At 69.3% G+C, this 11,932-nt stretch carries 11 protein-coding genes and 1 rRNA gene; 7 read left to right on the top strand and 5 right to left on the bottom strand.

What is annotated here, in order from left to right; all coding sequences use genetic code 11:
• Positions 1 to 16: 16 nt before the first annotated feature.
• The 3 genes from F7R91_RS38425 to F7R91_RS38415 all read right to left on the bottom strand — a co-directional run bounded on the left by F7R91_RS38425 (position 17) and on the right by F7R91_RS38415 (position 2,912).
• Positions 17 to 724 carry a phosphatase PAP2 family protein gene (locus tag F7R91_RS38425; RefSeq protein WP_150958042.1) on the bottom strand — a complete coding sequence of 236 codons (708 nt, stop codon included), beginning with the start codon at positions 722 to 724 and terminating at the stop codon, positions 17 to 19.
• 155 nt (positions 725 to 879) lie between these two features.
• Positions 880 to 1,824, bottom strand: coding sequence for a C40 family peptidase (locus F7R91_RS38420; protein ID WP_225321046.1), 945 nt, complete (start codon positions 1,822 to 1,824; stop codon positions 880 to 882).
• 164 nt (positions 1,825 to 1,988) lie between these two features.
• On the bottom strand, positions 1,989 to 2,912 hold the full coding sequence (locus F7R91_RS38415) for an oxidoreductase (RefSeq protein WP_150958038.1): 924 nt from the start codon (positions 2,910 to 2,912) through the stop codon (positions 1,989 to 1,991).
• A 90-nt stretch (positions 2,913 to 3,002) separates the two neighbouring features.
• Here F7R91_RS38415 and F7R91_RS38410 point away from each other — a divergent pair, with 90 nt between their 5' ends.
• The 7 genes from F7R91_RS38410 to F7R91_RS38380 all read left to right on the top strand — a co-directional run bounded on the left by F7R91_RS38410 (position 3,003) and on the right by F7R91_RS38380 (position 11,186).
• On the top strand, positions 3,003 to 3,605 hold the full coding sequence (locus F7R91_RS38410) for a TetR/AcrR family transcriptional regulator (RefSeq protein WP_150958036.1): 603 nt from the start codon (positions 3,003 to 3,005) through the stop codon (positions 3,603 to 3,605).
• A gap of 411 nt (positions 3,606 to 4,016) precedes the next feature.
• Entirely contained in the window at positions 4,017 to 4,325 is a 309-nt protein-coding gene (locus tag F7R91_RS38405) for a hypothetical protein (RefSeq protein ID WP_150958034.1), read from the top strand.
• A gap of 205 nt (positions 4,326 to 4,530) precedes the next feature.
• Positions 4,531 to 5,337, top strand: a complete 807-nt coding sequence (locus F7R91_RS38400; protein WP_150958032.1) for a hypothetical protein — start codon at positions 4,531 to 4,533, stop codon at positions 5,335 to 5,337.
• Entirely contained in the window at positions 5,327 to 6,664 is a 1,338-nt protein-coding gene (locus F7R91_RS38395) for a hypothetical protein (protein ID WP_150958030.1), read from the top strand. The genes F7R91_RS38400 and F7R91_RS38395 overlap by 11 nt, the downstream gene beginning before the upstream one ends.
• Positions 6,661 to 8,220: an SCO6880 family protein gene (locus tag F7R91_RS38390; RefSeq protein WP_150958028.1), complete on the top strand. Its 1,560-nt coding sequence runs from the start codon at positions 6,661 to 6,663 to the stop codon at positions 8,218 to 8,220. The genes F7R91_RS38395 and F7R91_RS38390 overlap by 4 nt, the downstream gene beginning before the upstream one ends.
• Positions 8,221 to 8,234: 14 nt before the next feature.
• Positions 8,235 to 9,662 carry an ATP-binding protein gene (locus F7R91_RS38385; RefSeq protein WP_150958026.1) on the top strand — a complete coding sequence of 476 codons (1,428 nt, stop codon included), beginning with the start codon at positions 8,235 to 8,237 and terminating at the stop codon, positions 9,660 to 9,662.
• Positions 9,663 to 9,677: 15 nt separating this feature from the next.
• Positions 9,678 to 11,186, top strand: a complete 1,509-nt coding sequence (locus F7R91_RS38380) for a TraM recognition domain-containing protein (RefSeq protein WP_150958024.1) — start codon at positions 9,678 to 9,680, stop codon at positions 11,184 to 11,186.
• A gap of 4 nt (positions 11,187 to 11,190) precedes the next feature.
• On the opposite strand, the gene F7R91_RS38375 is transcribed toward F7R91_RS38380, so the two are convergent.
• Together F7R91_RS38375 and rrf are read right to left on the bottom strand one after the other, a co-directional pair.
• Positions 11,191 to 11,736: a GNAT family N-acetyltransferase gene (locus tag F7R91_RS38375; RefSeq protein WP_150958022.1), complete on the bottom strand. Its 546-nt coding sequence runs from the start codon at positions 11,734 to 11,736 to the stop codon at positions 11,191 to 11,193.
• Positions 11,737 to 11,805: 69 nt separating this feature from the next.
• Positions 11,806 to 11,922, bottom strand: a 5S ribosomal RNA gene (gene rrf / locus F7R91_RS38370).
• Between the last annotated feature and the right edge of the window lie 10 nt (positions 11,923 to 11,932).

Below are 11,932 nucleotides of genomic sequence, written 5' to 3'. Positions count from 1 at the left end.
AACGGCGGCCGGTGACCTACGCCGCCAAGTCCTTTTCCGCTGCCCCCGCGGTTTCCTTCCGCGCCCCCGGGATCACCGCGTCCTGACCGTCGTACGACCGCCCCCGCGACCGGATGAACCACCCGGCCCGCGGGGACCGTTCGACCGCCTTGGTCACCGGTGTCAGCAGGGCCATCGCCGGCGGGGACAGCAGCAGCGCGACAGCCGTGCCGAGCGCGAACCCGCCGACCACGTCCGTCGGGTAGTGCACGCCCATGTAGACCCGGCAGAAGCCTTCCAGCAGCGCCAGTCCGATCCCGGCGAGCCCGAACTTCCGGTTGGCCACGAAGAGTCCGACCGCCATCGCCATGGTGATCGTCGCGTGATCGCTCACAAAGGAGTAGTCGGTCTTCCCGGACACCAGGACGTCGAGTCCCTGATGGTCGAGGAAGGGCCGGGGACGTTCCACGAACTCGCGTATCGGCACGTTCACCAGCACCGCGATCGCGGCCGCCAGCGGCGCCCACACCAGCGCGGCGACGGAGGAGGCCGCGTCCTGACCACCGCGCCGCCGCACGGACCACCAGCACCACACCACGAGCAGCACCATGGCCAGCGGCAGTCCGTACTCCCCGATGTACGGCAGGACGCGGTCGAACCAGCTCGGCGCGTCCTTGGCCAGGCCATTGATGTCGAAGAGCAGGTCGACGTCGGGGTTCGACCCGGATGCGGCGAGTCCAGCCATGGTGCTGCGGCCCCTTACGTCGTCGGCTACGTCACCAGAAACGCACGGCCCCTGTTGATACGTTCCGCACTCCACCGAATGATCACGCAGACGTTATCGAAGAGAGATTCATCGCCGCAGCTCAGGGGGTGGGTGTGTGGTGGTTTCGGGTTGGTTCAGACCGTCGTGGGCAGTGCTTTCGCGCCATCTTCGGTGACCCGGGTGGCTCCGAAGTAGTCGGGGGTGTCGATCGGGTCGAACCGGATCACGGCGCCCGTGCGCGGAGCGTCGATCATGTAGCCGCCGCCCACGTAGATCCCCACATGCCGGATGGCCCGGGAATTGGTGAGGTCGTCCGAGAAGAACACCAGATCGCCGGGCAGCAGCTCGTCCCGCGCGGGGTGCGGCCCCGCGTTGTACTGATCGTTGGCGACCCGGGGCAGCGTGATGCCGACACTGTCGTACGCGGCCTGGGTCAGCCCCGAGCAGTCGAACCGTCCGCCCTGCTCAGGCGTGCCCTCGCCGCCCCAGAGATAGGGCGTGCCGAGCTTCTTCTGCGCGTAGTAGATGGCTCCCGCGGCCTGTTTGGAGGGATCGACCCGGTTGACGGGAGCGGCGAAGCTCTCCTCCAGGGTCGTGATCGTCTTCACGTAGTTCTTGGTCTCGCTGTACGGCGGCACGCCCCCGTACTTGATGACCGCGTAGGCCCCCGCGTTGTACGAAGCCAGCATGTTTTCGGTCAGGTTCCCGGGAACGTCCTTGACGTACGAGGCGAGCTTGCAGTCGTAGGACGCCGCCGACGGAATCGCATCGTTCGGATCCCATACGTCGCGGTCGCCGTCCCCGTCGCCGTCGATGCCGTGCGTGGCCCAAGTCCCCGGGATGAACTGCGCTATGCCCTGCGCGGCGGCCGCGCTCTTGGCGTTCGGATTGAACCCGCTCTCCTGGTAGAGCTGGGCGGCGAGCAGTGCGGGGTTGATGGCGGGGCACAGATTGCCCCACTTCTGCACAAGCCTCTGATACGCGGCGGGCACCGCCCCCTTGGCCAGCGCTTTGGTGCCACCGCCCGCCCCGTTGACGAGGTTTCCGGCGACGATGTAGACCCCGATGACGAGCAGCATCACGAAGGAGAGCGCGGAGCCGACAGCAACGGTCGCCACGATCCATGCCTTACGCACCGTCAACCGCCCCTCGCCGCCCCGGAGTCCGTCGCCCAGCTCAGTGTAGGGGCGGCGCCCGGACTACGGGGTGATCATGCCGGCCGGTGTGCAAGTGGGGTGCGAGGTCACGCCGTTGTCGACGGTGTGGTCACCAGGGGGAAGGCCGTGTTCGTCAGCTCCTCAGAGGCTGTCCACAGGCGGCGCGCCGCTGCCGGGTCGCTTGCTGCGGGTGTGCGGCCCACGAGTGTGGGGGCGCCGCGCATCTCGCCGAGGCCGTCGGGGCCGACGTAGCTCGCGCCGGGGAGGTCCTGGGTCGCGGCGTAGAGGGTCGGGAGGGCGCCGGCCTTGTCGTCCTGGGCGAGGAACGTGTTGCCGAACCGCATGAGGACGCGGGCGACCGGATTCGCCGCGTGGCTCTGGAGGTTGGTGGCCGCGTACCCGGGGTGGGCCGCCAGGGCCCGGACGGGCGAGCCGGATTCCGTGAGGCGGCGCTGCAGATCGAGCGTGAACAGCAGGTTCGCCAGCTTGGACTGGGCGTAGGCACGCTGCGGGTCGTAGTGCGCGGTCATGTTCAGATCGTCGAACCGGATCACTGCGTCGCCCCAGCGGTGGGCGCCGGAGGCGACGGTGACAACCCGGTCGGTGACATACGGCAGCAGCAGGTTGGTCAGGGCGAAGTGGCCCAGATGGTTCGTGCCGAACTGCATCTCGAAGCCGTCCCTGGTCCGCTGCTGCGGGATCATCATCACGCCCGCGTTGTTGATCAGCAGGTCCAGCGGACCGTCCCAGGAGCCGGCGAACTCCCGTACGGAGGAGAGATCGGCGAGGTCGAGGCGCCGCACCTCCGTACTGCCGGTCACCGTCGCCGCTGCCGCCCGGCCCCGCTCCAGGTCCCGTACGGCGAACACGACATGCGCGCCCGCGCGGGCCAGCTCGCCCGCGGCGACGAGTCCGATGCCGCTGTTGGCGCCGGTGACGACGGCCCTACGGCCGGAGAGGTCCGGCATCCGGCTCGCGTTCCACTTACGCAGGTCATTCTTGTCAGCCATGCGCCTCAATGTAGGCGCTGACTACAATGCTGTCAATGACAACAACGAGGGCGGCGCCACCAATGATGGCGCCGTCAACATCGAGTTACGATGGTGCGCATGCCCGAGAGCCGCCCCTACCACCATGGAGACCTGCGCGCCGCCCTGCTGACCAGCGCCGAGCGCACCCTGCGCACCAGGGGGACCGCCGCCCTCTCCCTGCGCGAACTGGCCCGCGACACCGGTGTGAGCCACGCCGCCCCCGGCCGCCACTTCAAGGACAAGCAGGCCCTGCTCGACGCCCTGGCCCTCACCGGTTACGACCGGCTGGCCCAGACCCTCGACGCGGCCGACGACCCGGCCCTCCCCCTGGAAGCGCGGCTCACCGCACTCGCCCGCGCCTACCTCCGCTTCGCCATCGACAACGCCGCGCTGCTGGAGCTCATGTACGCCCGCAAGCACGAACCGGACACCTCCGAGCAGATGGCCGCCGCCGTCGACCGGACCGTGGGCTCCCTGCACCGCCTGATCGCGGACGCCCAGCAGCGCGGCGAGATCGTGCCGGGCGACCCCGACCAGATCACCCTCGTCGCAGCCGCCGCCCTGCACGGCACCGCCACCCTCACCGCCAACGCCATGCTCACCCCCGAGGCGGCCCTGAACGGCGTCGACGCCCTGATCCACCACCTCCTCCACGGCCTCAAGCCGCGCTGACGGACCGCCCGACCGGGGCACCCGGCCGCACCCCGTCCGCCACTGCGGGGCTACTCTTCACCCGGAGAACACCGGCTCGATCCGCCCCCGACCGACCGTCAGAAACGGCCCCGCTGCCGGGAGCTGGATCGTAAGAGGGTTCAACGACGGAACCACACGACAGGTTTCGCTCAGGCCTCATTGCCCGGCGTGACCTGCCGTGATACACAGAGTGACCATACGACTCCCCGGCACCGCCGCGCGCCACCCGGCACGAGCCAGGCGCGCGACGGTGGCAAGGTATTCGTAACGAAACCCGCCAATCAATGACGTCAAGTCGACATACGACAGCGTCATCGTCGGCGACAATGATGCCTGACCCCTGCGCACCCGCAGGGGATGCGGAACTACCCACCAGGGGCGGTGACTTACATGCTCTTTGCGGCCGACAAGGGAGACATCAACACCATCATCGGCGGGATCGCTCCGGACTGGGGCCCCTTCGGCAGCCTGGGCAACGAGGCGAAGGTGATGATCGAGGTCGTGATGGCGGTGGCCATCCTGATCTGTCTCGGCATCGCCATCTGGGGCGCCGCCAAACAGCGCATCGGCGCGACCGCGCTGCGCGACACCTTCAGCGCGGAGCAGGGCAAGGGGCTCATCGTCGCCGGCCTGACGGGTGTGTTCATCATCGGCTCGCTCGGCACGCTCTTCACCATCGTGTACGGCATGGCCGTGTAGACGGGGCGTCCGGTCGACGCACCGTCAGTCCGGCCGGGCGCGCCCGGTTTCCCCCTCCAACCCACCCACCCGTCGTGCCCACCGGCTGAGGTTGCGTTTCCCTGATGTCGAGTCACCACACCGCGCCCGCGCGGGAACCAGCACGGCTACCGTCGTACTCGTACTCCTACATGGTTCCGCACGACGTCGAGGGGGCGTACGCGGCATGAGTCTCGGGGACGAAAACGAGGCGGCCGCCTCCGGCGGTTACGGCGGCACGGGCCAGACCCGGACCCGCCTGCCCGAACGAACCGGCGAGACGCGCCGCGGCGCGGGCAGATCACCCTCACGGAGTCTGGTCACGGTGGTCGGCGTGATCGTCCTCCTGATCGCAGCGATCGCCTTCGCGAACCGTGGAGGCGACGATTCCTCTTCGAGGACGGACACGGGCAACAAGCCGGAGGCGGCACCCACGGCGCCAACCGGAACCAAGCCGGTGGGGTCGGGCTTCGCCCGGGACGAGCAAGGGGCGCAGAGTGCGGCGGCGAACTATGCGGCTGCGCTGGGCTCGGACGGTATGTTCAACGCCTCCCGACGTCATGAAATCGTGCAGACCATCGCAGCGCCGAGCTCGATCGACCGGCTTCAGTCCGGCTTCGATGCCGACTATTCGGCGGACTTCCTGAAGAAGATCGGCCTCAACGACGACGGCACCGCCCCTGCGGGAAAGACCTTCGTCAACCGCACCCTGCCCGCAGGCGCCAAGGTCAGCTCCTTCAGCAACAGCGCCGCCGCTGTCGACGTCTGGTGCAACGGCCTCTTCGGGCTTGCCGGTGACGACTCGACCAACCCCATCACCAGCAGCTGGTTCACCGTGACCATGAAGCTGACCTGGAGCGGCGGCGACTGGAAGGTTCTCGAGAGCAGCCAGAAGGCCGGCCCCACCCCCGTCACCGGGGACAACCCCATTTCCGGGGCCGACGAGATCGGCAAGGCGGTCCAGGAGTTCGGAGGGTTCACCTATGCCCGGTAGCCATCACCACGCGCTCAAGCTCACCGGCCTGGTCGCCGCCGTACAAGCAGGCAGCGTGCTGCTGGCCACTCGGGCTTTCGCAGCACCCACGCCCACGCCCACCCCTACGAAGAGCGACGATCCCTGCTCACTCATCGCGGGCCCCGCCAAGAAGTACTGCGAAGGCAACGACACCGGCACCGGCACCGGATCCGGCTCCTCCACCCTCACCAACACCCTCGACCCCCTCTCCTCCCTGGCAAGGGGCTGTGCCGACGCCGCCTCGTGGACCGTCGACAAGCTCAGTGACGCCGTGAAGGACACCGCGAACGTCGACTTCACCAACGACAAGTTCCTCCAGCAGTACGCCGTCGTCTTCGCCGCGTCCACCATCCTCACCCTGCTCCTCTGGCTGCTCGCGGTCGCCAAGCGAGCCGTCAGAGGCGTCCCCCTCACCACCGCCATCAGCGAAGCGATCGGCTTCCTCTGGCTCACGGTGCTCGCCTCCGCCTTCACCCCCCTGATCCTCTACACGGTCGTCTCCGCAACGGACGGCGTCTCACAAGTCCTCGCGAAAACCACCGGCGACCAGACCGACACGTTCTTCGGAACGTTCTCCGGCGCCCTCAGCAAGGGCGACGACATCGGCGGCGGCCCGATCATGCTGATCGTCGTCTCCCTCGTCTCCATCCTCGCCGCCGGAGTGCTGTGGCTGGAGCTCGTGATCCGCGCCGCCCTGCTCTACGTGGGCGCCCTCCTCGGCACCGTCGTCTACGCCGGCCTGGTCGACAAGAACCTGTGGGGCCACGTCCGCCGCTGGGCGGGCATCATGATCGCGGTCATCCTGGTCAAGCCGGTCATCGTGATCGTGCTCGGCCTCGCCGGCGCCCTGTCCGCCGACGACGGCCCCGACGCCTTCTCCGCCGTCGTCTCCGGCCTCGCCATCATCCTGCTCGCCATCTTCGCCAGCGCGATGATCTACCGCTTCGTCCCCGGCTTCGGCGACGAGATCGCCGGCTCCCGCAACAACCGCATCATGCAGGGCGCCGAGGGCAAGGCCGCCGCGGTCATCAGCTCCCCGGCGACCCTGGTCGCCCAGGGCATCAAGACCCACAGCACCCGCGCCGACAACAACGGCGGCGGCTCGGGAGGCGGCAGCCAGTCCTCCACCCCGCGCCCGTCCAACCCGGCCTCCGGCGGCGTCGCCGCGCACAGCTCGCGCACCTCGACCGGAGGCGGCGGATCCGTCCCCTCCGCCGCGCCCGCGCCCCGCAGCCCGGTGAACACCCCGCATGCCACCAGCACCCGCGACAGCAGCGCCAACCGCACGGGAGGTGAAGGGCGTTGACGACCCAGTCCCATGTGTCCCATCCGGTCACGCCCCGCCGTACCTATCTGATCGGCCGCGCCCGGCCGAACGCGATCGTCGGCCGGAACCGTGAGTCCGGCGAGATCGCGCTCATCATCGCCGGCGCGTTCCTCGGCATGATGTGCGGGCTCCTCGTCCCCGTCCTGTCCCTGCGGATCGTCCTGCTGATGGGTTTCCCGCTGCTGGCACTGGCGGCGGTGTACGTGCCGTACAAGCGCCGCACGTTCTACAGGTGGTTCGAGATCAACCGCAGCTACAAGCGGACCCTGCGCCAGGGCACGACGTACCGCTCCACCGTGATGGAGGCCGGCACCCGCTTCGACGGCCGGGAGGTCGAGGTCGGCCCGCCGCCCGGCATCGGCCGCATCAGCTGGCTGGCCGCTCCGTTCGGCCCGGACGAGATCGCCGTACTGCTGCACGCGGACCGCCGCACCGTCACCGCGGCCATCGAGATCGAAGGGCCCGGCGTCGGTCTGCGCGACTCCGAGGACCAGGAAGCCCTCGTCGACCGCTTCGGCACCCTCCTCAAGCACGTTGCCAACGGCGACGGCTTCGTCACCCGCCTCCAGATGCTCGCCCGCACCCTCCCCGCCGACCCGGACGCCCACGCCAAGGACGTCGCCGTCCGCGGGGACGACAAGGCACCGGCGTGGCTGGCGCAGTCGTACGACCAACTCCAGTCGATGGTGTCCACCAGCAGCGAGCAGCACCGCGCCTACCTCGTCGCCTGTATGCACTACAACCGTGAACTGGCCGCCGAGGCCCAGGCGATGGCACGGGCCGCGCGCCCGCACAACGGCCGCAAGCTGGACCGGGACGCCGGTCTCGCCGTCGTCATGGCGCGCGAGCTCACCGACATCTGCTCCCGCCTCCAGGAAGCCGACATCCGCGTACGGCAGCCCCTCGGCCAGGGCCGGCTCGCCTCGCTCATCCACTCCATGTACGACCCGGACCACCCGATCGACCACATCCAGGCGATGACGAAGCGCAACGCCTGGCCGGCCGAGCTGGACGCCATGGAGCCGACATTCCTCCAGGCGAAGACCCGCGAGTCGTCGACCCGCGCCCCCTGGTGCCACGCCACCGCCTGGGTGAAGGAATGGCCGATGACCCCGGTGGGCGTCAACTTCCTGGCCCCGCTCCTCGTCCACACCCCGGACGTCATCCGCACGGTCGCCGTCACCATGGACCTCGAACCCACCGAGGTCGCCATCGAGCGCATGCTGACGGAGAAGACCAACGACGAGGCGGAGGCCTCCCGCGCCGCCAAGATGAACCGCACCGTCGACCCCCGCGACATCGCCGCCCACAACCGCCTCGACCAGCGCGGAGAGGACCTCGCGAGCGGCGCGGCCGGGGTGAACCTGGTCGGCTACATCACCGTCTCCGCCCGTTCCCCCGAGTCCCTGGCCCGCGACAAGCGCACCATCCGGGCCTCGGCCGGAAAGTCGTATCTGAAGCTGGAGTGGTGCGACCGCGAGCACCACCGCGCCTTCGTGAACACCCTCCCGTTCGCCACCGGAATCCGAAGGTAGGGGCTGATGCGCTGATGCGGGACCCGCTGTCCGTCCTCACCGACGCCTTCACGTCCTTCCTCTTCGGCAAGGTCGAGACGACCCGGCTGCCGGTGCGCACCTCCACGGGCCAGGCCCAGGCGGTCTACCTCCCGACCGCCGCCCCCGGCCTCGGCGACTCGGGCGTCATCATCGGCCGCGAGGTCTACTCCGGAAAGGGCTACATCTACGACCCCTTCCAGCTGTACGGCCAGCAGCTCCCCGCGCCCCACTGGCTCGTCCTCGGCGAGTCCGGCAACGGCAAGTCGGCCCTGGAGAAGACATACGTCCTACGGCAACTGCGCTTCCGCGACCGCCAGGTCGTCGTCCTGGACGCCCAGGGCGAGGACGGCGTCGGCGAATGGAACCTGATCGCGCAGGAGCTGGGGATAACTCCCATCCGCCTGGACCCGACGGCGGCCCTGGACCACGGAATCCGCCTCAACCCCCTGGACCCGTCGATCACGACGACCGGGCAGCTCGCCCTGCTGCGGACCATCATCGAGGTCGCCATGGGCCACGGCCTCGACGAGCGCTCCGGCTTCGCGCTGAAGGTCGCCCACGCGTTCGTCAACGAGACGATCGTCGAACGCCAGCCGGTCCTCACGGACATCGTCGAGCAGCTACGGCACCCCGAGCCGGAGTCCGCGGAGGCGATGAACGTCGCCATAGACGACGTACGGGCCTGGGGCCTGGACGTGGCACTGGTCCTCGACCGCCTGGTCGACGGTGACCTGCGGGGCATGTTCGACGGCCCGACGACGGTCGGCATCGACCTGGACGCCCCGCTGATCGTCTTCGACCTGTCCCACATCGACCGCAACTCCATCGCCATGCCGATCCTGATGGCGATCGTCGGCGTGTGGCTGGAGCACACCTGGATCCGCCCCGACCGGAAGAAGCGCATCTTCCTCGTCGAGGAGGCCTGGCACATCATCAACAGCCCCTTCGTGGCCCAGCTGTTCCAGCGGCTGCTGAAGTTCGGGCGCCGGCTGGGTCTGTCCTTCGTGGCGGTCGTGCACCATCTGTCCGACGTGGTCGACGGGGCCGCGGCGAAGGAGGCCGCGGCGATCCTGAAGATGGCGTCGACGAGGACGATCTACGCCCAGAAGGCGGACGAGGCGAGGGCGACAGGCCGGGTACTGGGTCTGCCGCGCTGGGCGGTGGAGATCATCCCCACGCTCACCCCCGGCATCGCGGTGTGGGACGTCAACGGCAATGTCCAGGTCGTCAAACACCTGGTCACCGAGACCGAACGCCCGCTCGTCTTCACCGACCGCGCGATGACCGAGTCCGCAAGCGACCCCCACCTCACGGACGACGCCCTGCGCGCCGCCGAGCTGGAGGCGGAGGAACGGGCTGCGGCCTTCATGGAACAGCACCTCAGCGACTTGGACGGCTCGTCCGAGTCGACCGTGGCCTAAGCACAAGGGGGCGGCGTGCGACCGGACGATCATCATCGTGACCGCCGGCAGGAGAGACCCGGCGGCATCCCCGACGGGCTGCTGGTCGGCCTCCTCACCTTCCTCCTCGGCATGACCCTGCTGGTATGGACGGCGGCCGGCCTCGCCGCCCTGTTCTCCCACGGCGCCTGGCCGGACGGCATCACCTTCACCCGCACCCCGATGGCCATGCGCCGGCTGGTCGCCCAACCGCACGACATCCCCGGCGCCTGGCCGGACACCCCGGCCGCCCAGCTCTCCGGATACGGGCTGTTCTGGGGCCTGTTCATCGGCCAGCTGATGCTGCTGTTCGTCCTGACGGTGTTCGCTATGGGCACACTGGCACGCTGGAGAGCGGTCAGGGCGAGACGGCGGGCGGAGGCGGTGGGGCGGGCCACGGCTGCGGCGACCGCGCCGGCGCCGGGTCCCCAGGAGGTACCGGTACCGAGACCGACGCCGCAGCCGCCGCAGCCGGCACAGCCGGAGATCACGCTCCCGCCCCAGCCGACGGAACTACTCCGCGCGACGCCGCCGCAGTCACAGCCCCCCGTAGCTCCGTTCGACGGCGAACGGATGGCCGGATGGGAGAAAATCCTCGTGGCCCCGAGGGAAAGCCGCCAGGCCGCCGCAACCCAAGCGGTGCACGACGCGGAGGGCCCGGCCCTGGTGGTCACCTCGAACCCCTCCCTCTGGCAGGACACCAAGGACGCCCGAGCCAAACTGGGCCCGGTCCACCTCTACGACCCGACCCACCAGTGCGACACCCCGGCCCGCCTCCACTGGTCCCCCACTTCGGGCTGCGAGGACAAACAGACCGCCCTCACCCGCGCGGCAGCTCTCCTCGCCCCGGTCCGCCCCACCGCCAAACTGGACCAGGCCACGGCCGAAACGGCCGAAACGCTCCTGCGCAGCTATCTCCACGCCGCCGCCGTCGACGGCCGCACCATCCGCCATGTCCATCGCTGGTCCCAGGGCACCCAGGTCCAGGACGCCGTGCGCATCCTCCGTACGAACCCCAAGGCCGCCCCCGGCGCCGCCGGCGAACTCGAGGCCGCGCTCACCGCACACCCCGAACGCCGCGACATCGCACAGGAGCTGACGAGCCGCGCACTGTCCGCCCTCTTCACGGTCAACATCCGCGAGGCATGCACTCCAAACCGAACAGATGCGCTCGCCTTGGATTCCTTCGTGAACGAAGGGGGAACGCTTTATGCGGTCGGTGAATCCATCGAGGATCCCAGGGCGAACCCCGGTGCGATGCCCCTTCTGACGGCTCTCGCCGCAAGCGTGGTCGAGCGCGGCCGGCGCATGGCCGAACGGTCATCCTCCGGTCGGCTCGACCCACCACTGACCCTCGTCCTGGATGACATCGCGGCAGTGGCTCCGCTTCCCCAGCTCCCGGAGCTGCTGGCCACCGGAGCGGACCGGGGCCTGCCCACGCTCGCCCTGCTCCGCTCCCGCGAACAGGGCCGCGCCCGCTGGCCGCACGACGAACTCCCGGTGTAGCCGCTCACGACCGGTCGAGGACGAACTCCAGCTCGGACTCGCCGGGCGTCGGCGTCAACGGCACGACCAGCCCGCTGGGCACGAATCCGACCTTGCGGTAGAGCCCCTGGGCCCGTCCGTTCTCCTCGTGCACGATCAGCCGCACCCGCTCGGCCCCCATCCCCCAGGCCCACTCCACGCCGGCCTCGAACAGCGCCTCCGTAAGACCGATCCCCCGATGCTCGGGCCGGACGAACACTCCGACGATGTGCCCTTGCTTCCGCTCGACAGGAAAGCCGGCCCAGTCCTTGGTGCCCGGCTGCTCGACCAGCACCGTCAAGGTCCCGACCCACTCCCCGTCCGGCCCCTCGGCGATGATCTGCTGCGCCCCGGTCGCCCCCTCCGCGGCCGACTCGGCCCGTTCCTGAAAGAGGGAGTCCGGCCTGGCCACGGCGTCTTCGTACGTCTCCAGGAAGGCGAGGTGCGCGACCGGGTCCTGAAGCGCGACGAGACGCAGGGCCTTGGCAGCGGGCCACTCGTCGGCGCGTATGGAGCGGATGACGTAGTTCATACGCCTCACAGTAGCCACAAACGCAAAAAGGCCCACACCGATTTTCGGTGTGGGCCTTTTTCACAATTCGTTCGGCGGCGTCCTACTCTCCCACAGGGTCCCCCCTGCAGTACCATCGGCGCTGTAAGGCTTAGCTTCCGGGTTCGGAATGTAACCGGGCGTTTCCCTCACGCTATAACCACCGAAACACTATGAA

The sequence above is a fragment of the Streptomyces luteolifulvus genome, assembly GCF_008806595.1.
Classification (GTDB): domain Bacteria; phylum Actinomycetota; class Actinomycetes; order Streptomycetales; family Streptomycetaceae; genus Streptomyces; species Streptomyces luteolifulvus.
The sequence above is the reverse complement of the archived record's forward strand: the minus strand, read 5'-3'. Positions and strand labels throughout refer to the sequence as shown.